Annotated in this window: 24 protein-coding genes and 1 pseudogene; 14 read left to right on the top strand and 11 right to left on the bottom strand. The window is 35.6% G+C overall.

What is annotated here, in order from left to right:
- Positions 1–33 precede the first annotated feature (33 nt).
- Positions 34–1296 carry a threonine ammonia-lyase IlvA gene (ilvA, locus tag ABE048_RS00890; protein ID WP_430308599.1) on the bottom strand — a complete coding sequence of 421 codons (1263 nt, stop codon included), beginning with the start codon at positions 1294–1296 and terminating at the stop codon, positions 34–36.
- A gap of 183 nt (positions 1297–1479) precedes the next feature.
- On the opposite strand from ilvA, the gene ABE048_RS00885 reads away from it, so the two are divergent.
- Together ABE048_RS00885 and ABE048_RS00880 are read left to right on the top strand one after the other, a co-directional pair.
- A complete protein-coding gene (locus tag ABE048_RS00885; RefSeq protein ID WP_430308598.1) occupies positions 1480–3642 on the top strand; it encodes an ATP-dependent helicase in 2163 nt (720 codons plus the stop codon).
- Positions 3643–4142: 500 nt separating this feature from the next.
- Positions 4143–5321: an amidohydrolase gene (locus ABE048_RS00880; RefSeq protein WP_430308597.1), complete on the top strand. Its 1179-nt coding sequence runs from the start codon at positions 4143–4145 to the stop codon at positions 5319–5321.
- Between the two features lie 195 nt (positions 5322–5516).
- On the opposite strand, the gene bshB2 is transcribed toward ABE048_RS00880, so the two are convergent.
- Together bshB2 and ABE048_RS00870 are read right to left on the bottom strand one after the other, a co-directional pair.
- A complete protein-coding gene (gene bshB2, locus ABE048_RS00875) occupies positions 5517–6212 on the bottom strand; it encodes a bacillithiol biosynthesis deacetylase BshB2 (protein WP_430308596.1) in 696 nt (231 codons plus the stop codon).
- Between the two features lie 14 nt (positions 6213–6226).
- Entirely contained in the window at positions 6227–6580 is a 354-nt protein-coding gene (locus tag ABE048_RS00870) for a YojF family protein (RefSeq protein ID WP_430308595.1), read from the bottom strand.
- Positions 6581–6790: 210 nt separating this feature from the next.
- On the opposite strand from ABE048_RS00870, the gene ABE048_RS00865 reads away from it, so the two are divergent.
- Positions 6791–8236, top strand: coding sequence for a hypothetical protein (locus ABE048_RS00865; protein ID WP_430308594.1), 1446 nt, complete (start codon positions 6791–6793; stop codon positions 8234–8236).
- Positions 8237–8342: 106 nt separating this feature from the next.
- Here the strand turns inward: ABE048_RS00865 and thiD are convergent, their stop codons facing one another.
- A complete protein-coding gene (gene thiD / locus ABE048_RS00860; protein ID WP_430308593.1) occupies positions 8343–9176 on the bottom strand; it encodes a bifunctional hydroxymethylpyrimidine kinase/phosphomethylpyrimidine kinase in 834 nt (277 codons plus the stop codon).
- A gap of 157 nt (positions 9177–9333) precedes the next feature.
- Positions 9334–9603: a hypothetical protein gene (locus ABE048_RS00855; RefSeq protein WP_430308592.1), complete on the bottom strand. Its 270-nt coding sequence runs from the start codon at positions 9601–9603 to the stop codon at positions 9334–9336.
- Between the two features lie 155 nt (positions 9604–9758).
- Here ABE048_RS00855 and ABE048_RS00850 point away from each other — a divergent pair, with 155 nt between their 5' ends.
- From ABE048_RS00850 to ABE048_RS00830, 5 genes are all read left to right on the top strand, one after another.
- Positions 9759–10499, top strand: a complete 741-nt coding sequence (locus ABE048_RS00850) for a DUF4230 domain-containing protein (protein WP_430308591.1) — start codon at positions 9759–9761, stop codon at positions 10497–10499.
- Positions 10500–10503: 4 nt separating this feature from the next.
- Positions 10504–11181, top strand: a complete 678-nt coding sequence (locus ABE048_RS00845) for a uracil-DNA glycosylase (protein WP_430308590.1) — start codon at positions 10504–10506, stop codon at positions 11179–11181.
- 336 nt (positions 11182–11517) lie between these two features.
- Entirely contained in the window at positions 11518–11694 is a 177-nt protein-coding gene (locus ABE048_RS00840; RefSeq protein ID WP_430308589.1) for a uracil-DNA glycosylase, read from the top strand.
- Positions 11691–11981, top strand: a complete 291-nt coding sequence (locus ABE048_RS00835) for a YwdI family protein (protein WP_430308588.1) — start codon at positions 11691–11693, stop codon at positions 11979–11981. The genes ABE048_RS00840 and ABE048_RS00835 overlap by 4 nt, the downstream gene beginning before the upstream one ends.
- Positions 11982–11999: 18 nt before the next feature.
- Positions 12000–12380: a DUF423 domain-containing protein gene (locus tag ABE048_RS00830; protein WP_430308587.1), complete on the top strand. Its 381-nt coding sequence runs from the start codon at positions 12000–12002 to the stop codon at positions 12378–12380.
- Between the two features lie 115 nt (positions 12381–12495).
- Here the strand turns inward: ABE048_RS00830 and ABE048_RS00825 are convergent, their stop codons facing one another.
- Positions 12496–12876 (bottom strand): spore coat protein GerQ, encoded by a 381-nt coding sequence (locus ABE048_RS00825; protein ID WP_430308586.1) that lies wholly within the window; start codon positions 12874–12876, stop codon positions 12496–12498.
- Positions 12877–12896: 20 nt separating this feature from the next.
- A pseudogene (locus ABE048_RS00820) lies at positions 12897–13127 on the bottom strand (cell wall hydrolase); the annotation flags it as partial.
- Positions 13128–13398: 271 nt separating this feature from the next.
- On the opposite strand from ABE048_RS00820, the gene ABE048_RS00815 reads away from it, so the two are divergent.
- Positions 13399–14163, top strand: a complete 765-nt coding sequence (locus ABE048_RS00815) for an HAD-IIB family hydrolase (protein WP_430308585.1) — start codon at positions 13399–13401, stop codon at positions 14161–14163.
- Between the two features lie 52 nt (positions 14164–14215).
- On the opposite strand, the gene hemQ is transcribed toward ABE048_RS00815, so the two are convergent.
- Positions 14216–14983 carry a hydrogen peroxide-dependent heme synthase gene (gene hemQ / locus ABE048_RS00810; RefSeq protein ID WP_430308584.1) on the bottom strand — a complete coding sequence of 256 codons (768 nt, stop codon included), beginning with the start codon at positions 14981–14983 and terminating at the stop codon, positions 14216–14218.
- Positions 14984–15148: 165 nt separating this feature from the next.
- Here hemQ and ABE048_RS00805 point away from each other — a divergent pair, with 165 nt between their 5' ends.
- Positions 15149–15982 carry a lipoate--protein ligase family protein gene (locus ABE048_RS00805; RefSeq protein WP_430308583.1) on the top strand — a complete coding sequence of 278 codons (834 nt, stop codon included), beginning with the start codon at positions 15149–15151 and terminating at the stop codon, positions 15980–15982.
- 336 nt (positions 15983–16318) lie between these two features.
- Here the strand turns inward: ABE048_RS00805 and ABE048_RS00800 are convergent, their stop codons facing one another.
- Positions 16319–16960: an RsfA family transcriptional regulator gene (locus tag ABE048_RS00800; protein WP_430308582.1), complete on the bottom strand. Its 642-nt coding sequence runs from the start codon at positions 16958–16960 to the stop codon at positions 16319–16321.
- Between the two features lie 170 nt (positions 16961–17130).
- On the opposite strand from ABE048_RS00800, the gene ABE048_RS00795 reads away from it, so the two are divergent.
- The 3 genes from ABE048_RS00795 (at position 17131) to ABE048_RS00785 (ending at position 19467) form a co-directional block, all read left to right on the top strand.
- Positions 17131–17391 carry a DUF1450 domain-containing protein gene (locus ABE048_RS00795; protein WP_430308581.1) on the top strand — a complete coding sequence of 87 codons (261 nt, stop codon included), beginning with the start codon at positions 17131–17133 and terminating at the stop codon, positions 17389–17391.
- A gap of 248 nt (positions 17392–17639) precedes the next feature.
- Positions 17640–18938, top strand: a complete 1299-nt coding sequence (locus ABE048_RS00790; protein WP_430308580.1) for an HD domain-containing protein — start codon at positions 17640–17642, stop codon at positions 18936–18938.
- A gap of 22 nt (positions 18939–18960) precedes the next feature.
- Positions 18961–19467: a YwgA family protein gene (locus tag ABE048_RS00785; protein ID WP_430308579.1), complete on the top strand. Its 507-nt coding sequence runs from the start codon at positions 18961–18963 to the stop codon at positions 19465–19467.
- Between the two features lie 471 nt (positions 19468–19938).
- On the opposite strand, the gene ABE048_RS00780 is transcribed toward ABE048_RS00785, so the two are convergent.
- Entirely contained in the window at positions 19939–20124 is a 186-nt protein-coding gene (locus ABE048_RS00780) for a 2-hydroxymuconate tautomerase (RefSeq protein ID WP_397537001.1), read from the bottom strand.
- A gap of 68 nt (positions 20125–20192) precedes the next feature.
- Here ABE048_RS00780 and ABE048_RS00775 point away from each other — a divergent pair, with 68 nt between their 5' ends.
- Complete coding sequence (locus ABE048_RS00775; RefSeq protein WP_430308578.1) at positions 20193–20705, top strand: YwhD family protein; 513 nt, start codon at positions 20193–20195, stop codon at positions 20703–20705.
- A 338-nt stretch (positions 20706–21043) separates the two neighbouring features.
- Here ABE048_RS00775 and ABE048_RS00770 read toward each other — a convergent pair whose 3' ends face one another.
- The gene (locus ABE048_RS00770) at positions 21044–23098 is read right to left on the bottom strand and encodes a transglycosylase domain-containing protein (RefSeq protein ID WP_430308577.1); all 2055 of its coding nucleotides are present in this window, start codon (positions 23096–23098) and stop codon (positions 21044–21046) included.
- Between the last annotated feature and the right edge of the window lie 106 nt (positions 23099–23204).

Raw genomic sequence — 23204 nt, 5'->3', positions numbered from 1 at the left:
AATATATTGAATGTCTAAGTACTGATCGCTCTCTTATACTAATAATGCAAACAACGTACTATCATTATTTACCTCTTTGAATGAGAAGCCGTTCTGTTTCATGCGATCAAGTAAACCTGCGTAATCTTCAGGGTGTTTTAGTTCAATACCGACTAATGCAGGACCACTTTCTTTGTTGTTTTTCTTAGTATATTCGAATGTTGTAATATCATCTTCTGGTCCAAGTACTTGAGTTAGAAATTGGCGAAGTGCACCTGCACGTTGTGGGAAGCTAACTAGGAAATAATAGAGTAACCCTTCATGAATAAGTGACTTTTCTTTAATCTCCTGCATTCGACTAATATCGTTGTTACCACCAGTAATGACACAGACTACGGATTTTCCTTTGATTTGATCTTTGTAATAATCAAGTGCCGCAACAGATAGAGCACCAGCAGGCTCTGCAATGATGGCATGTTTATTGTATAAATCTAAAATTGTTGTACAATCTTTACCCTCTGGCACTACAACGATATCATCTAGGTATTTTTTGCATAGTTCAAATGTTTTTTGTCCGACACATTGAACAGCAGCTCCGTCAACAAATTTATCAATATGAGCTAATTCAACAGGATGATCTTGAGCAAGCGCTTCTTTCATGCTGGCAGCACCAGCAGGCTCAACACCGATAATAGATGATTGAGGCGAAAGGTTTTTCACATAAGTAGCAATTCCTGATATTAAACCACCGCCACCGATACTAGCAAAAATGTAGTCTACTGGTACTTCAATATCGTTCATAATTTCAACAGCGACTGTTCCTTGTCCGGCAATAATATCAACATCATCGAATGGGTGGATAAAAATATGACCATCCGCATCTGAGAATTCTATTGCGCTTTTCGCGGAATCATCGAAAGTATCCCCAGCTAAAATAATTTCGACGAATTCACGACCAAACATACGAACTTGGTCGATTTTTTGTTTTGGTGTTGTAGTAGGCATGAAGATATGTCCATGGATGCCTAAATGTGCACAAGCATAAGCAACACCTTGTGCATGATTACCAGCACTAGCACAAACAACGCCCTTTTCACGGGCTTCCACTTCAATTGTTTTGATTTTATAGTAAGCTCCTCGTAATTTAAAAGAGCGAACAAGTTGTAAGTCTTCGCGTTTTAAGTAAACATTACAGTCATATTTTTCGGATAAATAATCATTCTTTTGTAAAGGTGTGTGTACGACGACGTCTTTTAAAAATTGATAGGCGATTAGTACGTTTTCCACCTGTACAGTCTTTTCTTCTTGTACAGTCATATTAGAGACCTCCCACTTTCTGTAAGCATCAATTTAGTTTAACTTATTATAGCGCTAAATTTACTAAATTTTAAGTTAATTCTAAATTTTTATTTATTAAATTAAGAATTCACGACAAAAGATAACATAGTGATGTATCAGTTATAATAGAAATAACAGAAACGATAGAAAGGTCCGAGAAGTATGAACTTTTTTGATAAGATGCAAGAATTGACGGGCGTATGCTTAAATGAGGTGCAGCAAAAAGCTGTGCGCTATGCAAAGGGCCCCTTATTATTACTTGCATCCCCAGGATCAGGGAAAACAACTACATTAAATATGAAAATTGGTTATTTACTTTTGGTGAAAAAAGTACCGGCACATAAAATCTTAGCCATTACATTTAGTAAAGCTTCTGCTGTAGATATGGCTGCACGTTTTGACCAATTTTTTTCTACTATTATAAAGGATCGAGTTCACTTTTCGACGATTCATAGTATCGCTTTTCAAATTGTACGCGAGTATTTCTCAATGCATCACCAAAACTTCGAAATTATTGAAGGGAATAGTAATGGGCACTTTGATAAAAAGACGATTCTTCGGAATATCTTCATACAGAATCGCAATACTATCCCTTCTGAAGATGAAATGGAAGAACTATTTTCTTACAGTAGTTTTGTGAAAAATAAAATGGTTCCTGATGAGGAACTGGTTCAGAAGAAAATCATGATGCCTGGGTTAGTAGAAATGTATAAGCAATACGAAGCTTATAAGGTTCAAAATCCAGAGTTGGTACTACTAGATTTTGATGATATGTTGACATATGCTTATAAAGCTTTAAATGAGGATGAATCTATTCGAAATAAATACCAGCAACGGTTTGAATATATTTTAACTGATGAGAGTCAAGATAACTCGGTTATACAGCATGAAATTATCTATCTTTTAGCAGCCCCCCAATTTAATATTTGTGTCGTGGCAGATGATGATCAATCGATTTTCAAGTGGCGAGGAGCAGATGTACGAAAGCTGCTGAACTTTAAAAAAATCTATCCAAATGCTAAAACGGTAACAATGGCACAAAACTATCGATCCACTCCAGAAATTGTAGATACAGCAAATGAATTTATCAAACGCAATCGTAATCGATATCCAAAGAAAATGTTTACTGAAAATGCTTCAGGTGAATCAATCGAAATTCATAATGTAAAACGTTACGATTTGCAATTGAATTATGTTGTGGATGAATTACAAAAAGCGGACAATCCATGTGAGGTTGCTATTTTATATCGTAATAATAATTCAGCTATTCTTTTTGTTAATAAGCTTTTTGAAGAAGGTATCCCTTTTTATATGAAAGATGTTGAATTAAAATTTTTCCATCACTGGATTGTGGAAGATATCTTGAATATTATGCGTCTATCGTATAATGATTCGCGAGTAGATATTTTAGAAAAGGTTTATACGAAGATCAATGCCTATATTAAGAAAAATCAAATGGTACAATTGCAAAATCATGTGAACAAAGAATCGGTATTTGACCGTTTACAAACAATCATCCATGCTCCATATCAAGAGCAAGTGTTGAAACGGGTAAAGCAAACCATTCGCAAGCTTCAAATGCAGGAACCCTATGAAGCCATCCAAACGATTCGCCAAGATTTAGGGTATGACAAATCTCTTCAAAATGCAGCGGAGCATCTACGGATGAATGAAGAAAACTTGTTTGATATTTTAAATACATTAGAGCAAATTTCGAAAGAACTACCCACTCTCGAGTCTTTTGCCTATCGTTTAAAAGATATTGAACAGCTTATGCGTACGTCGAAAAAGTACAAAGGACAAGATGTTATTACTCTATCAACATTGCATAGTGCTAAAGGGTTGGAATATGACCGTGTGTATATGATCGATTTAATTGAAGGAATTATCCCAAATAACGAAGACATAAAAGAATATGAAATAGGGAATATCGAAGAAATGGAAGAAGCTACACGTCTCTTTTATGTCGGAATGACACGAGCGCGTCACCATCTAGAATTATTAACCTATAATGTTCGGAATGGTGCTCATGTGAAAGAATCACGTTTTGTACAAAACGTGAGGAAAATTATTGCACCTGAAGAGAATTGGGATCTGATGGAAAAGAAAAAGACCACACAACCTAAATATAGACCAATTTTAGAAAATGCTATTACTGATGAATCAGAACTAGATCTAGGTATTCAAGTAGCTCATCATTTATATGGAGTTGGGCGAATTACGAGTTTAGCTGCAGATTCGATTGAAATTGAATTTGAGTCAGTAGGAATGAAAAAGTTTATGCTTGGTTTTTGTTTGAATCATGGTTATCTAAAAAAGGTTTAAAAGAAGCATCGATGAAAAAGATATTTTCATCGATGCTTTTTTAGTTGAATCAATTTCATAATGCAAAATTCATAATTAAAATCTTGTATAGCTATCTTTGTTGATGTGGAATTAGCGAAGACTCCTGCGGGAAAGCGAAACTAATTCCACATCATGCGAAAGCAGATTTATACTATTATTAATTGAATGTAAACATTTTTTCATTAACCTAAACTGGAGTGCTACTAAGTCGAAGTGAGCTACGCGATACAGACTTCAACGAGGAAATTGAGGCCAAAAACAAAAAAATGGATTTATGAGATTGATTTAGTTGCACATAAAAAAGATATTCTAAAAGGGATAACTATCTAAAAGGAGAAATTATAGATATGTGATATTCTCTTTACCACTAAACATATAGTGAAAGATGTAGATTTAACAACTTTTTATGAAAATAAATTCTATCTACATCTATTAACGAATGGATTTTTAAAGAATTATCAAATTGGAGGGGAAAATGAATGAATGTTTTACATCAAACAAAGGTGAATTTTCAAGAGATTGTAAAGGAAGTAGTCGCATGGAGACATTATTTACATCAACATCCGGAGTTATCCTTTCAAGAAGTGAATACGTCTCAATTTATCTATGATAAACTATCCGAATTTGGCAATTTAGAGATTACTAGACCAACGAAAACAAGTGTGATGGCTCGTTTAATCGGTTCACAACCAGGTAAAGTTTTAGGGATTCGTGCAGATATGGATGCTTTACCAATTCAAGAACAAACAGGATTAGAATTTGCATCCGAAAATCCTGGTGTTATGCATGCTTGCGGTCATGATGCACATACAGCTATGCTATTGGGTACAGTGAAAATTTTGACAACAATGCAAGATCAAATTAAAGGTGAAATTCGATTTTTCTTCCAACATGCTGAAGAGACGTTGCCAGGTGGCGCAAAAGAAATGGTTGCTGCAGGTGTAATGGAGGGTGTTGATGTAGTCATTGGAGCTCATGTTATGTCGGACACACCAGTAGGGAAAATTGGAATTGTTTATGGCCCAATGATGGCATCACCTGATGGATTTAATTTAAAAATCCAAGGATTTGGTGGCCATGGTGCTTCTCCACATCAAACAGTTGATAGTATAGCTATTGCAGCGCAAGTAATTACAAATTTACAACATATCGTGTCACGTAATATTGATCCATTAGAAAGCTTCGTTATTACAGTGGGTAAAATTTCTGGAGGAGTAGCATCTAATGTGATTGCTGATTCAGTGGAACTCAGTGCAACTGTCAGAAGTTTTGGAGGAGAACTAAGAGCCAAAGCGAAAGAGCGTATCGAACGTGTTATTAAAGGGGTAACAGAAGCGCATGGAGCTACGTATGAATTAGATTATGAGTATGGATATGATCCAGTCATAACAGATCACCAAATTACCAAAGTCATCGAAGATTCAGTAAGAGAACTTTATGGAGATGAAGCGATTTCAATTCAAGGACCTAGAATGGGTGGAGAAGATTTCTCAGCATTCTTAAACGAAAAACCAGGTACCTTTTTCATGATTGGTTCACGTAATGAAGAAAAAGGAATCACATATCCACATCATCATCCAAAATTTGATGTAGATGATGATGCCTTACAATATGGTGTGAATATTTTCGTCAATGCTGCATTCAAACTACTAAAATAAAACAACAATAGCGAACTGTAGTTACGATTACTACGCCAAAATAGGTCGCAGTAACCTCCGCAAATAGTCGGGGAACGTTTAGTAACACAAAAATCATCAACAGAAAGTATAAAATTGCATAAACATAGTGCAAAAAAGGCTACCCAAACAGTTGATATAAATCTGAACTGTTCAGTAGCCTTTCTTTTCTATAAATTAAAAACTTTCTTCAAAATCCTCATGCCAACGATAAGAATACATGCGTTCAATCGCAAACCAGTTATTTTCATCTGTTGCGCCTTCGTCTCTACGCTTTGTTTCTTCTTGAAGCATCCATCCTGTTTGTGATATATGAGCACTCATAGAATTCCATTTCGCGTCTTTTACATCGCGGATATCATTGATGATATCTGGTTCACCAAGATCATCTAAAGTATTATTTGCGAATGCAACACCGTAAAGACGTGGACGATTTGCTTCTGGAATACGACGTACTGCACGGACAACAGCTCTTGCAGTTGCCTCGTGATCAGGGTGTACAGCATAGTTTGGATAGAAAGTAATGATTAATGAAGGGTTTAGTTCATTGATTAAGTTGGTCATCATTTGAACCATTTTTTCATCATCTTCAAATTCAACTGTTTTATCACGTAAGCCCATCATACGCAAATCCTTAATTCCGATGGCTTCACAGGAAGCTTTTAATTCTTCTTTACGGATAAGTGGTAGTCCTTCACGTGTTGTGAAAGGAGGGTTCCCGAGATTACGGCCCATTTCGCCTAAAGTAAGACAAGCATATGTAATCGGTGTACCAGCTTGTGCATATTGTGCCAATGTTCCAGATACTCCAAATGCTTCATCATCAGGATGAGGGAACACGACTAGTATTTGACGTTCAGGTTGTAGCATCAAAAAATCAACTCCTTCTAGTATGCAAATGGTGTTTCGCTAATTTCTAAAGCAACAGCCAACTTGCCATCGTAACCATGACCAGCCATTAATAAGCGATTTTGTTCATCTAATTCGTAGTGTGTAATACCCTGTGCATATAACCAGCCGTCATCATGTAATTTCAAACCAACACGGTGAGGTGCATCTAGCGTTACTTTACCTAATTCATAACGTAATTTTACATTACGTATAAAAGTTCCCGCATTAAACACTTTTTCATCGAAATGACTTGCATATGCACCATTCGTTGTTTCTAAGTGTATATAGACATCTTTATTCGCAAAGGAATTAAGAAGTTCTTGTAGTTTTTGTGTATCTACTATTTCCATCTAAAAGCTCCTTCCACAGATAGAATCTATTCTATAGTATAGAGAATTCTTTTTATAAAAGCGATTGCTAAGCACTTTTTAGAATAATAGAAGTCTATTTTATGCAATGGCTTTACTTAATGAATAAAAAGATAGAAGGTACATCGATTATCCAATCAATGTTTATAAACAAAGTATCTATGGGAATACTAGTGTTAGGAGATGATCAGGATGAAGCTAACCATACCAAATGTAGATGAGGAAAGTAATATTTCTAAAGCATTGATGACATCTATGATGCCTTTTTTATTTATAGCAAAAAAGGATAAGCAGTTAGCAGAAGAATTATTAGCTAACGGCTATAAATTTTTTGACTTACAGGACGAAGACCAGCAGTCAGCGTATTATGGGGACATTCATATTTCAAACATTGCATTAAATCAGCATTTTTTGCCTTACATAGAACGCCGACTTTTTCCGGATTGTTTAGAAGACGATGCTTTTCGCCGTTTTTCAAAAACTGTGCCTAAAAAAGGTGAGTTGGTTATACACGATCGACATTATACTTTTCAAATTTTAAGTGTGGACGTTGTTCTTTGTCCATTTGGAGTGGGCTTTGTGACAATTCGAATTGAATTAGGAGAAGGTTATTCCTTGTCTGAAACACTTGATTTTATGCATCATTTTCGAATCCTTGAGCCGAAATCCTTGGATGAAAGAGGAGTTCGACTGTATGTATCTTCTTTTACATTTCATAGCATAAACGATTTTATCATGCTTTATCTATGTCCAGAAATTCAGCCATATATCATTCATGATGAAATACGAAATGGTTACTATGGTAGCTTACCTTTTTTTGAAGATGAGCGAATGCTCGTTTCAAGTTATATTGAAGTAAATGAAGATCAGTTACCCATTGAACAGTTGTACCGAGCAAGTCAATTAGATGGTTATACAGAGGCTGACATACCATTGATTTCTGCAGGAAATACCGAACATATGGAAGAGTATTTAAAGACGAAGATCAATAATCGTTATATGCCAAAATTATGTGATATAACGACAGAACATGTTCAAACAACCATTGTTTTTCGGCAAGCAGATGATGTGTTGAAGGAGAAAGCCAGAGTGAGATTTATGGGAATACATTATTATAATGTATTGCTTCATTATTTTTATAAGTTAACGTTATTAGAATTATCATTCAGGTATAGTGAGTTGGCCTGGAAAAAAGACGAGATATATATTGAAAAGTTAATGACACAAATCACGATGTTCTCCTCTAAATTTTATTTTCAAGAAGTCAGTAGTCGTTCCTCGAGTCGAGAAACGGCAAAGAGGTTACGGAGTATCTTTCGAATTGATGAATTATTCGGTGATGTAGCCAAAACGCTCGACGCACTTTATGTTAATCAACAAAAGACTGCAGATCAAAGACAAAACCAATTACTATTTATCTTAACGATGTTCTCAGTTATATCTGGGATTTTTGGTATGAATCTGGTCGTTATTGAATGGAATGATCATTATGATTGGACGAAGATCTTCGGTTATTCAATATACGAATGGATTTGCTTAATAACAGCGGTAGCGGGAATCTTGATGTCTGCTGGATTGTTGTTGAGTACAATTTATACATGGGGAAGACGGAAGATTCAATATAAAAAATGGTATTAAAATGCATATTTAATTTTTGTCCTATCATAAAATGAAAAAGAAGCTTCCACCCTAAAATGGAGTGGAAGCTCTGTTTTGTTAAGCTATCATTTTCGCACAATAGCTATTAAATTTCAGTAACTGTAACTTCTGAAGCGCCGTAAACGCCTTCTGCACCATGCATAACAGGTCCTACAAATTGGTTTAATTTCCAACCATGAGTAATGGCAGCGGCAACAAATCCTTTTGCCTCTACAACTGCTTCTTTAACATCAAGCCCATTTGCAAGATTTGCTGTAATAGCAGCAGCAAAAGTACAGCCTGCACCGTGGTTATAAGTTGTATCAATTTTTGGTGTTTCCAATAAATAGTATTTTTCACCATCATAGTATAAGTCGAACGCTTTATTTGGATCGATTGAACGGCCACCTTTAATAACAACGTTTTTTGCACCAAGTTCGTGGATTTTTTCAGCAGCTGCTTTCATTTCGTCAATGTTTTTAGGCGTTTTCATACCTGCTAATTGTCCTGCTTCAAATAAGTTTGGAGTTGTAACTAATGCAAGTGGAAGTAAGTATGTGATCATAGCATCGACATTACCAGGATTTAGTACTTCATCTTCACCTTTACATACCATAACCGGATCAATGACTACATTTTTTACACCAGAAGCTTTAATCCCTTCACCTGAAGTTTGGATGACTTCTTCTGTTGATAACATACCTGTTTTTAATGCATCAATACCTGTAGAGAAAGTTGTTTTTAATTGTGCTTGCAAAACATCGGTTGGTAATGTGTATACACCATGAGACCAGTTGTTATCTGGATCCATTGTAGCAATTACAGTGACAGCGACCATACCATATGTGCCGTGTTCTTGGAAAGTTTTTAAATCAGCTTGTAAACCAGCACCACCCGATGCGTCAGAACCAGCAATTGTTAAAGTTTTTTTCAATGACATATTGAAGACCCCTTTATCTAATTTTTCGGACAACAACTATTGTAGGTTACCCATTAATCGCTTTGTAATAAGCGGTACATTTGTATCTTGATTAACTTTTATTATATGTATAAAACTGGCTAGAATAAAATAGTCAAAAATCATAAATTTAATGTGGTCAGTTTTTGTTTTCGAGTGAATCTGCCTGAATAATCTTCCATAAAAAGTATAGACAACTGATACTAATGATGGCTATAACACAACCAGCAATATAATGAGTTTGTTGGAATAAACCAATCACAAAAAATAGTAACATAGCAATGATAATTGCAAAAAATACATAAAAGAAGACTATACCAACTGACTTTGCTTTTTCAGGTACATATTTCGCATTTTCAGTTGTATCTGTTACCTTTCTTAACTTTTCTTTCCACTGTGAATTTGCCATATAAATCCCTCCAGTAGTATCGTAAATGATTTTTGGTAAAAAAAGAAATATTTTTGTGTAACCATACATTTCGACAAAAAGTCGATTTTTTCGCTACAATTAAAGAAAGTAGAGTAATAGAAAGGTATAATGTTAGAAAGAAAAGAGGGAAGTCTATGACAAGAAAAAATAAAGAGCTAGAAAAAGTGCTAAAAGACTTTCATTTAGAGGAGCAGCAAGCAGCGACGATCATGGAAGCTGCTACTAGTTCTCGTATACGATTTAGAAAAAGTTTACTAATCGGGTTATTTAAAAAATGGTATATATGGACTGCGATTATTATTATATTAGCGATTTTAATCTTACCTTTTGCTACATGGAAATTACTACAGGGAAATAGTTTTGCAGAACAAAAGGGTTCACTTGTTGAAAAAATCCAAAATCTCAATCAGCTCACAACTGCGGAGGCTTATACGAAGGTCATGATTGAACGTGAAAATAATGAGCTCTTTGGGAAAGAAATAGGTGTTGATATTCCAGGAACCAAACGTGAACTATTGGTTGTTATTCCAGGCGGAGTAAAGGCTGGAGTTGATTTTTCAGGAGTAAGCGAAAAAAGCATTGATATTGATGAAAAGCATAAAACAGCTACGATTACTTTACCAGCCGCTAAAATTTTAGGCGAACCAGAAATTAACTTTAATAAAGTACAAGTTTTCTCTAGCGAAGGACTATTTCGTAGTAAACCAGATATGAAAGAAGCTTATAGTCTAGCAGCAGATGCAAAAAAACAAATGATTGAGGAAGCAACAGCTCAAGGGATACTCAAAACTGCAGAAAAAAATGCTAAAAATTCAGTCGCTGAAATGTTTTCTTTAGTTGGATACGATGTAACAGTAAAATTTAAGGAGAAGTAAGTGAATGACGAAGATTATTTTTGATAATGATTGGCAAGAGGTACTCGGTGCAGAATTTGAGAAGCCCTATTATTTACAATTACAAGAGTTTTTGAAACAGGAATATTTCACAGAAACAGTTTATCCACCAATGGAAGATATGTGGAGTGCCTTTCGCTATACGCCTTACCATAAAGTAAAAGTCGTTATATTAGGACAGGATCCTTATCATGGACCAGGGCAAGCACATGGGATGAGTTTTTCAGTGAAGCCAGGCGTTCCACATCCACCGAGCTTACAAAATATGTTCAAGGAATTAAATGATGATTTAGGCTACGCTATTCCACGTGATGGTACGTTAATTAAATGGGCAGAGCAAGGTGTGTTGTTATTAAACACGGTGTTATCGGTTCGTGCTCACCAAGCGCATTCACACAAGGATCATGGGTGGGAGCTATTCACGGATACAGTCATACAAAAGCTTTCCGAACGTGAAGAACCAATTGTCTTTGTGCTATGGGGGAGACCTGCTCAGCAAAAAGAACGACTCATTGATACAAGTCGACATGTTATGATTAAAGCACCACATCCAAGCCCCCTAAGTGCATATCGAGGTTTCTTTGGTAGCCGTCCTTATTCTAAAATTAACAGTCAGCTTATCGAATGGGGTCAACAACCAATCGACTTTGATTTGTCAAAATAGTGAGTAGGTTGAGTAAACACTAAGCCCTAGCACTTCACGTAAGAGTACAATCATGGTAGAGTGAAATGAAGTACTAACTGAAAAAGTTTAAATGGTAGAACATTTTTCATAAAAATTTTGTAGGGCTATCTATGTTGAAGTGGAATCAGCGTAGACTCCTGCGAGAAAGCGAGACAGGTGAGACCCCACAGGCAAGTTTGCAGCCGAGGAGGCTCACCGCTCGCCCGCGGAAAGCGAAGCTGATTCCACTTCGGGCAAAATCAGATTTTCACTTTAAATTTTTGTATTAATATAGTATTTTCAATACACTTGAACGAACTTAAAAGGGGACATAACATGCAACCGAGTTGTTTTAAATGTAGACACTTTTTCGTAACTTGGGATCAAAATACACCTAGAGGGTGTCGTGCCTATCAATTCAAAAGCAAAGCGGTTCCATCGGTAGTAGTAAAAAATTCGTCAGGTATGGATTGCTTGAAGTTTGATTTGAAAGAGAGTGGTAAAGAAAAATGATTTCTTATGAAGCAATTGTAGCAGAATTAGCAAAACATATAGCTCAAGTGCAATCAGTAAAAAGTGAGGCACAAATGCGTGAAGAATTTGCTGCTATTCGTGCATTATGTGATGTAGCATTACATAATGAGGAATCTCAATTAGCAAAGAATGATAGTATTCCTAAAATGATGCAGGATACTGTAAAATTGCTACCACAGCAAACTTCTATGCAGGTTCCTCAATCTTTAACAGCAAACAAGCTTGAAGAAGACGATGCTAATGGTGATTCTATTTTTGATTTCTAGAAGGGAATGTAAAAAATTATGAAATTTAATATTATCTCAGGCGCTGTATTTGCGTTTCTAGCAGTAGCATTCGGTGCATTTGGTGCCCATGCATTAAAAAATGTCCTAACTGAACAGTATGCTGCTGTTTGGGAGACAGCTGTCCAATATCAAATGTTCCATGCAGTTGGTTTGATTGTAATTGGTATTCTAATGAGTAAAGGTCTAATTGGTCCAACTCCACTTTTATCAAGAGCTGGGATTCTAATGTTCATAGGCGTTATTTTGTTCTCAGGTAGTCTTTATGTTTTAGCTGTTACTCAAATTAAAGTATTAGGTGCGATTACACCAATCGGCGGTGTACTATTCTTAATTTCATGGCTATTAGTCATTTTATCTGCTTTGAAAATCGGAAAATAGTTTGGCCAAAAATGTAAAATGCTAATTGTAAAAATGTTTTTAGTGAAATTTTGAAATTAAATAGAAACGTAAAAATGCCCTGTGTTTTTTAAAAACCACAGGGCATTTTTTATGTTTATGGGGTTTGAGGGAAGTAATTCATTTGCTCGTCAAATTCTGCATAGTCAAAGTAAATCATTGGGAAGAGATATCGATGATCCGTTGCGAGTTCTCGTAAAATAACATGATCTCGTCCTGCAGCTTCAACAACTCCTCTTACAGTGAGGGTGTTTCCAGTAGGAGATACTGCATGTTCGAAAGAAAAGTGGAAATTCCCCGGTTTTCCACGATTTAAACGTAAAATATTTTCAATGTATGATTGCTCTCTTGCTGGGAATAGTGGTGTTCCAGGTTGCCCAGGAGGCACTTGTGAGGTACCTGGTGGAAATGGTGGAGTACCACTAGGATAATTCGGTGTACCAGTAGGATAATTGGGTGTCCAATAATATTGAACCATAACATCTTCCTTTCAAATTATTATACTTGTGGGCAATCCTCTACTGATGGGGCAAAGAAGCAATGGGCTTTATAGTGGCCAGCGTTTCATTGGCCATACCAGTTATCTGCGCAATCACCTTCAGGGCGGAAAAACCATAAAGCTCGGGTAGCAGGATGGAAACGTTCGCCATTAATCACACGTTAGACCAACTTTTGAACTGAATCACTTGCTCGTTGGTAAAAGTAGCTCTGTGTGGTTGTTTCATAACCTTTGCCCGATGAGTCTAGCTAATAAAACCAGTTCTCTTGGAGTTGATTTCACAACAGGCATTACATAACCTCCTCTTCTTTATATATGAAAATTAAAGAAATTAAGAACCATAATATGTGTATAAATTTGTCGGAACTAGGGAAATAATTTTATAAAATGAAACGTCCCTTCAAATGTGACTAGAAAGAAAAAAGATGGATTCTTTTGTATACTTTCAAGTAGGGTCAGAATGTAATTGATGTAATAATACAGAAAGAAGTGTTCGTTCATATGCAGTTTGTTTTTGATTTAGATGGTACGATTTGTTTTGAAGGTAAGCCCGTTGCTGAACCTATTTTATATAGTTTAGAGCACTTAACAGAAAAAGGACATGAGGTGATTTTTGCTTCTGCTCGTCCAATTCGTGATATGTTACCAGTATTACATAAAAGATTCCATGGTTATAAGATGATAGGTGGAAATGGATCTTTAATATGTGAGAATGGAAATGTGAAGCAAAATGCGGAGTTCGATGATATTACCCTAGAGCATATAAAAAGACTAATGGCAGAATATCATGCTACGTATCTAATTGATAGCGAATGGGATTATTCCTATACTGGTCCAGTAGATCACCCTATCTTAAAAAATTTAGACACCAAAAGACTTGCAGTAAATAGATCATTAGAAAAGTTAGAACATGTTGTAAAGATAGCTATTCTTACTTCCTATAATATGGCGACCTTACGAAAAAAGTTGGATAAATTAGATGTCATTATACATACCCATCATCAAGAGGGTATATTAGATATTAGCCCATGTGGTATTCATAAATGGAGTGCACTACAAAAACTAGGTGTAAGAAAAGGAAAGTATATTGCTTTCGGCAATGATGCGAATGATATTACGATGTTTGAAAATGCTCAACATAGTGTCATGATCGGACAGCATCCGCTGTTATCACATTATGCTGATGAAAGTATTGAAGATGATACATTAATAGAAGAAAGTATTATTGAAAAGCTTGCCGAATTGGATAAGCGCTTCGCGTATTAAAATAGTCCAGCTCATCTCATTTAAGAGGAGAGCTGGACTATTTGATAATTAATTATTTTACAGCTAAGAATTTAACTAGTTTATCGTTATCCATAAAATTACCAACGAAGAATTCGCCAAATTCAGCATAACGAGCAGAAACTTCATCGAAGCGCATTTCGTAAATTAATTTTTTAAATTCTAAAACGTCATGTGCAAATAAAGTTACACCCCATTCATGGTCATCAAATCCGATAGAACCAGAGATGATTTGTTTTACTTTACCTGCATAGCTGCGGCCTATTAAGCCGTGAGATCGCATTAATTCACGACGTGCATCCATTTCCATCATGTACCAGTTTGCACCTTTTTGACGGCGTTTGTCCATTGGATAGAAGCAAATATGTTCCCATCGTGGTAGTTCAGGATATAAACGTGCACGTACATGTGGATTTTGGTATGGATCTTCTGCTGGTTCGTCTCCTGCTGGTTTTCCAGCTAGGTAGTTAGAAAGTTCAACAACAGATACATAAGAATAGGTTGGAATTGTAAAATCAGCGATAGCTAATTTGTTGAATTCGTTTTCAAGATCTTGTAGTTCTTCCATTGTTTCGCGCATTGTCATTAGCATGAAATCTGCTTTTTGACCAAGAATAGAGTAGAAAGCGTGGCTACCTGTTTTCGCTATATCCGCTTCATTAATTTTTTCTAGATAATTAATAAATTCATCAACTGCTGCTTGACGTTCTTCTTCTGAAACTAACTTCCAAGAAGCCCAATCAATTGAGCGGAAATCATGTAATACATACCAGCCATCTAGTGTTTGTGCTGCTTCGATCATAAGTGTGGACACTCCTTTTTATTGAGAATCATTCACATAAATTTTAACATAAATGCGATGTAGAAGTATCAACAACGCTTTAGTTTCACGAATTTGACATGAGATATTTGGCTAAATATTGTATGCTTACTATACAAACATAAAATTAATTCAGGAGACCGATCGATGAAGGATTATTTACAACAATCAATATGGCGTTTTTGGGATCAATCTGTTAGTGGGAAAGGTCATTCGCCATTAGAATCATTTGCAGCGGACGATACACTTTGCCAATTGGTAGGTCAGGGCCAATCACCTGCAACCATTCGTACATGGGTTCATGATGAAACGGTTGTTCTGGGCATTCAAGACCACCGTTTACCGCATATTCAAGAAGGTATGGAATTATTAAATAATAGAGGTTTCACAACAATTGTTCGTAACTCTGGTGGACTAGCTGTTGTGTTAGACCCTGGTGTATTAAATATTTCAATTGTTATGTCTGAACAAGAGGACAAAATAGATATTAATACAGGTTACAATATTATGGTCGAATTGATCAAGCGATTATTTCCACAGGTTGCAGATAAAATTGAAGCATATGAAATTGTGGGTTCATACTGTCCAGGTTCATATGATCTAAGTATTGATGGGAAAAAATTTGCGGGGATTTCACAACGGCGATTGCGCCAAGGAATTGCGGTGCAAATCTATCTTTGTATTGAAGGTAGCGGAGTGGAAAGAGCAAAACTTGTAAGAGATTTTTATCAAATCAGTTTGCAAGGTGAAGAAACGAAATTTATATATCCAGATATTCAACCGGAAGTGATGGCTTCTTTATCTGAATTACTAGATGAACCGCTAACTGTACAAAAAACAGTGATAGACTTACAGAGGTTATTAGCATCTTTATGCAACGAACTGAAAATGGGAACATTGCAGACTGAAGAAATGGAGTTATATGCTTTTTATTTAAAAAGAGTTCTCGACAGAAATCAATCTATGCTGTCAAAAGGATGATTAATTTAGATAGTTTCTTATAACATCCTGTCGATTTCCCGGGAAATTTGCTTTTTAATAATGGATTTATTTATCAATGCTGAACTGTTGATACTTTATCAGTTCGCTCTCATCGTGGACCTTTCCACGGGTGAACCGACCAACTTCCTCGTTTTAACAGATCCTTTATAATAAAAAAATTAAAAAAGCTGTCTAAAAGTAATGGAAAACTCACTTTTGGACAGCTTTCTTGCTTGAATCTAAATTATTCATAAGAAAATTTTTAGTTGTTCTTGAGAAAAGGGCTTATTGTCTAAAGATACTTAATTGTTGCTTTTTATTGGCTTATAAGACAGCCTATTCTTCAACGCCTACTGATGCATCTTCTTTTTTAACAAGATTTCCATTTCGCTCCATTGTAAAGATTGGCGCTATATGTTCATCTTCTGTGCCAAGTGTCATTAAACGTCTTGCACGATTCATCACGTGCATAAATTGATCATAATCTTTTTTCATATTACGATGTTCTTTCTCTAAACGGAGCACTTCTTTTTCCAATCGTGATGCTTTATCATTAGCGATATTTGCTAAATGGCGCCATCTAGTCACTTCTTCATCGTGAAAATCACTTTGTTGCAGACGCATTAAGTATGCAATAACTAGATCAATTGACATTGAAGAAAGTGGAATCGTGCGTGTTACTTCAGGATGTTTTTCATTGGGTAATAAATAGAGTCCAGCCGTTCTTCTACGAGCTGAAGCACCGTAAATACGCATTCTTTCCTTACGTTCTTTTTTTGCAAGAGAAAGTTCTTTCTCATAATTTTTTCGAACCACTGCATTCCAACGGAAACCGCAAGCAGCAGCAGTACGGTTCAACGCATCGCCTGCTTCTTCAAAAGCAGTAAGTTGAGTACTTCCTTCCTTAACATGACGTAAAACAGCTTCAGCTAATAATTCATCGTTTTCTTGTAACCAAGCATCTTGTCTTGTTTTCATTGTTTTGAAACCTCCTATTTGATTCATAGGATTAGCCTAGACAGTTTTTATATTTTTTATTCATAAACTTGTAATAGCTTTGTGAGTATTATGTCTTGAATGAAAGATAGAAAATGCGATACACTATTACATAGACTTTAAACTGAGATATAGAAAGGGTTGTAGACAAGATGGCAAACGAATTTCGTGTTTGCGATGAATGTCAGGCCGTTAATTTAAAAACATTAATTCCAAAGCTAAAAGCAATCGATCCTGATGCAACAATAGATATTAAATGCCAATCCTATTGTGGTCCTGGACTACGTAAAACATTTACAATCGTAAATAACCGTCCATGTGCAGCACATACAGAAGAAGAATTAATGCCTAAAATTATCGCCAAATTGAAATCACAAAACAAATTACCTGAAAGTTATCAAGAAAAAATATAAAAATGAGGATGATCATTCAGGTCAGAAAATCATAAAATATCTGAATGGAAATTATTTTTTTGTTATCAATTTAGATACTGAGATGGCTCGATTAACTAGTATCCAAAATCGGATAATAATAAAAACGTATTAAAAAAATCCTCATAACACTACTTTTTCCACCTTTTAATAAGGTGGTTTTTTCATTTATAATGAAATAATATAGTACATTATGTAACTTATTAAGAGTGTGGGCGGAGGTGCTTAAATTGAGTTATGCGACAAAAAAGCTAACAGAAGAAAAAGTATTTAAAGATCCCGTACATCGCTATATTCATGTTCGAGATCAAGTGATTTGGGATTTAATAGGAACTAGAGAATTTCAGCGTTTACGTCGTATTAAACAACTTGGGACAACATATTTAGTATTCCACGGGGCAGAACATAGCCGTTTTAGTCACTCTTTAGGAGTTTATGAAATTGTACGTCGAATGGTCGATGATGTGTTCAAGGGCAGACCCGAATGGAATGAAAGTGAACGTCTAGTCGTACTATGTGCAGCGTTATTACATGATTTAGGCCATGGTCCGTTTTCGCATGCATTTGAACATGTTTTTGACTTGGATCATGAAGAATTTACAAGGGCGATTATCAAGGGAAACACCGAAGTAAACGAAGTACTAACTCGTGTGGCTTCAGATTTTCCACAAAAGGTTTCAGATGTTATTGCTAAAACATACGCAAATAAACAGGTTGTCAGTATGATTTCTAGCCAAATCGATGCAGACCGCATGGATTATTTACAAAGAGATGCGTATTTTACTGGCGTAAGCTATGGCCATTTTGATATGGAAAGAATACTACGCGTTATGAGACCAAAAGAAGAACAAGTAGTGATTAAATCGAGTGGTATGCATGCAGTTGAAGATTATATTATGAGTCGCTATCAAATGTATTGGCAAGTCTATTTCCATCCTGTATCTCGAAGTGCAGAAGTAATATTAACTAAAATCCTGCATCGTGCAAAAGAATTAAGTAAAGAAAACTATAAATTCATTCAAGAACCTACTCATTTCAAGGCATTTTTTGATAATAAAATTGAATTGGAAGATTATATTTCACTGGATGAAAGTATATTATTGACCTATTTCCAAATGTGGATAAAAGAAAATGATCCTATATTAAGTGATTTAAGTCGTCGCTTTATCAATAGAAAACTATTTAAATACATTGAATTCGATCCGGCAAATGAATATGAAAAGCTAAGAGATTTGGAAGATTTATTTATACAAGCAGGGATGAATCCAAAATATTATTTAGTGCACGATTCGATATCGGATTTACCGTATGATTTCTATCGTCCAGGTGAAGAGGAAGAACGAGTACCTATCCAATTGTTAATGCCAAATGGAGACATTAAGGAATTATCCCGTTGTTCTGAAATTGTCGATGCAATTTCAGGTAAGCGTCGTTCAAATCATAAATTATATTTTCCAGAAGATGCGTTACTACAAAATGGAAAACAAAAAACATTACGAAAACAAATACTAAATGTGTTGAGAGGATAAATCTTCTCGAAAGGAGAAAAATGTGTTAGAAGAACACGCAAAAGTAGTACAATTTGTGTCGTTAGCAGGACAGGTCACTGGTCGCAAAAAATTGCAAAAGATGGTTTATATCGCAAAGAAAATGCAATTTCCATTCCATGAAAAATATCATTTTCATATTTATGGACCATATTCAGAAGAACTTACATTACGCGTGGAAGAATTATGTACGATGGGCTTTTTAACAGAACAAATGGAGGACAAAGGTTCATATGTTCAATATTGCTATAAGGTAACAGATAAAGGGGAAGACTTTTCCAATGCTTTATGCGAGGAGCAACAAAATTTAGGTCAAATTATTGACATATTGAATAATAAAAGTGCAAGATTCTTAGAGCTTGTTTCAACATTGTTGTACTTTGATGAATTACCTAAAAATGAACAAATTGAAAAGATACATGTCGTAAAAGGAAAATTAAATTTTACAGAACAAGAAATGGATGACGCTTTTGAAATAATTGGCACACTTTCCCAAATTAAAGTCAACTAATTTTTTGATCAACAAAAGTGTATTCGATTTTTCAGTCGGATACACTTACTTTTTTTAAAAAAGACAAATGAATCAATTTCATAAATCCTTTTGGGCAGAAACAGATGAATTTTGTTTATTAGGAAAAACAACTTTCTACTGTAAGTGTTTGAATGTATGTTCTTCTAGGTTTTAAAGATTCGCTAGAATTATAATATTGTAAATACGATTCAGTTAATTGGAGCGGAGGGTGGCGACTCCTGCGGGAATAGCGAGACAGGTGAGACCCTGGACTGAGCGTAGCGAAGGAAGCGGCTCACCGCTCGCCCGCGGAAAGCGCCACCCGCAGCGGAAATTAACGGTGTACTTTGCTCGTATAAGATAATAAAGAAAAAAACTGTAGACAAACTATAATATTTCTAGTTCATCTACAGGCTAGCCACATACTTATATGTGGCTTTTTGTATACGATATAAATCCAAAATTAATTTATTATTGTTCGCTTTTTCGAACGCCACCGATAGCATAGTGTTCTTTTTTCATTTCTTCAATGATAATTGTTACATTTTCTTTTGGAGCATTGACAGTTTCTGAAATGGCTTCTGTTACTTTTTCAACTAGGTTATGTTTTTGTTCGTCTGTACGACCTTCAATCATTTTAATAGTAACTACAGGCATTCTAAGTCCTCCTCGTGTAAAATATAGTGTATATTCGTTATAATAACAGAACGGAGGGATTTAGCGAAATGGCAAATGAAGAAAAATCTAAAAAAATGGAATTTACAATTATAAAAAACAATCCAACTGATGGCCACAAAGGATTTGGCATCGGTTCACTATCACTTGAAAATGTTTCACCGGTTATTATCGATATCAACGAAAAAACAGCAGAAGTTGATGTCGGTGCTATGCATGCTCGTAGTGCAGTAGAAAAAGGAATTAAATTTACAGTAGACCGCGCCGACTCTGAGGGTGGAAAACCATATTGGTTAGTATGGGTTACCATTGAACAAAAACCAGAAGGCGCATATTATGCAGGTGTAACAGCTTGCGAAATGGTGATTAATCGTGAAAAACGTAGAGGCTATAAAATACTAGCAGACCATGTTAATAAAATGGATAAATCAATGAAACGACACATTATTTTAGATCATATGGATGCGTCTTCTAAACAAGTGTTAGGAGAATTCTTAAAGAACTTTAACGAAGAAATGTGGCAGCAAAGTGATCCTATTCTACGTAAAGAATTAGGTTTTTAGATTGTGATTCCTTAAATTATCTGTGACATTTTCTAAGCTTTTCAATACATAATTGAAACTGTCATGGACAGGAAGTAAACTTAAAACAAAGCTTACAAAAGTAGGCTAGGACAAAAGCTTATAGAAATTGTATGAGCATCATTTGGCATTTTGAACTGGACCAATCCTCATGCCCATGATTCCCATCTTCTCTTAAGCAAAGAAGCTTTCATTCCAACGGATAACGGACTTCGTTGGAATGGAAGCTTTTATTTTTGAGTTTTGAACACCATAAAAATAGCCTTGCCCAAAGAGCGAAATACTCTTAAGGCAAAGCCATTGATTATTTGTCGAAAAAATTATTCAAAGAATGAAAATGGAAATAGACTCCAAGTATCTTTAGTATCCCTCGTTAAATCTTTTATTATCGAAGGATCTGTACATTTTTTCTTTGGAATATCCTTTTTCTTTAGATAAACCACTCGTTGTCTACTACAACTTTCTGTTGCTATGCCACCCGTTTCTACATCGATAATCGCTGCTTCTACTCCATTTGGTGCGATAAACGGTTCACTTGCTATATCTTTATGTGCATTTTCCATAAAGTCAATCCAAATTTGCTTCGTTGCACGACTATCTGCATCAGAAGTCATTTGCTTTCCTTGATCGTAACCATTCCAAACACCAGCTGTTAGTGAAGGGGAAAAACCAATCATCATTTGATCTGTAAGTGTTGTTCCTGATTTTCCAGCGTAAGGTCGTGTTTGTCTGTTTCGAAGGCTAATGCCTGTTGCAGGTGCATAATCATTAAACACAGGGTCGAACATGCCTGTCATTAGCTGTGTTAATATGAATGCATCGTCTTTTTTCATTATTCTTTTTGATTCCTTATGCTTATTTAATTTGTATAGAACTTTTCCATCTGCATCTTTGATTGATAGAACGGTAATCGGTGTTCTCTTAATGCCACCTGCAGCAATTGTATTGTATGCAGAAGTAATATCCATTAAGGAAACTTCTGTAGTGCCTAGAGCTACAGATGGTGTATTTTGCACAGTTTCTCCTAATCCAAAGCGATCAAGCATTTGTTTGAATTTACGATAGCCAACTTCTTCAAATGTTTTAACCGCATAAATATTATCAGAAATCGCAATAGCTTGTGCCAGTGATAATGGGTGATTTGCAAATTTGCCATTTACATTTTTTGGCTCGTATTCAGAGCGACCGCCATCATATGTGAAAATAGTTTGTTCAGTACTCATAAATGTTAAAGGTGAAAAATTCTGCTCTAAAGCAGTAGCATACAAGAATGGTTTAATAGCTGAGCCTGGTTGTCTTTTCGCTTGTGTAGCACGATTAAATGGACTTTTTACATACTGACTTCCGCCAACTAATGCAGTAACATATCCAGTTTTTGGATCCATGCTCATGAAACCAACTTCAAGCCCTGATTTAGGTAGATTTTTTTCAATTGCTTCTTCAGCTGCTTTTTGATGATAAGGATTTAAAGTTGTTTGAATAGTCCAACCACCTTCTTCAATGCTTCGACCACTCTTCTCTAATATTTTTTGCGCATCTGCCCATACTGTATCGATAAAGTATGGTGCACTCATTTTACCGCTATCCCACTCATCATATTTGAAAGTAAGTTTCTCTTGTTTTGCGCGTTCTTTTGCCTCTTTCGTAATCATATTTTGATTTTGCATTAATGCCAAAATAAGTTGTTGTCTATTATGGTTTTTTTCTTCATTAGCAAGAGGTGAGTAAATACTAGGGCCTTTTGGTATTGCGATTAATGAAGCTGCTTCTCCAAGCGTTAAATCTTTTGCTGATTTAGCAAAGTAATACCTGCTGGCTGCTTCAACCCCATACATGCCATGACCGAAGTAAACTGTATTTAAGTAACCTTCAAGTATTTTGTCTTTATCATAAAAGGTTTCTAAACGATAGGCATATAACGCCTCGTTTATTTTTCTTAGCCATGTTTTATCATGTGATAGATACAAGTTTCTTGCATATTGTTGAGTAATCGTACTTGCACCTTCTACTTTTCCCATAGCTTTTAAATCTTTTAATAAAGCGCCAGCAATACGAGTATAGTCAAAACCATGGTGACTATAAAAATTCTGATCCTCAGTTGCAATAAGTGCTTCTGTTACAAACGGTGATATTTCATTAAGATCAACCCAGTAACGTCGCTGTTGTGCAAATTTATCTCCTATTTGCTCTCCATCTGCATCTAAGAAAATAGTTGCTTTCGGGACAGTTAAGGAAGGAGCTCCTGTAATTTGAGCATATATGCGGAGTGACAACAGAGCGGTTGCAAATGCTGAGGCGCATACGATAACCCAAACTATTATTTGCCGTAGTCTTAGTTTCTTTTTCCGCTGCCGATGATATTCAGCTCGGTTCATCCAATCGCTTCCTTTCTTATCGTTGAATCTAGTATGTGAAGTGTTTGGATAAACTAAACGGAAGAAAAGCACGAATTTTGTCTATTAATAGCGATGATGAATTTAT

The sequence above is a fragment of the Rummeliibacillus pycnus genome, assembly GCF_050459865.1.
In the GTDB taxonomy this organism is placed as follows: Bacteria; Bacillota; Bacilli; order Bacillales_A; family Planococcaceae; genus Rummeliibacillus; species Rummeliibacillus pycnus_B.
This window is presented reverse-complemented; position numbering and strand designations above follow the sequence as displayed.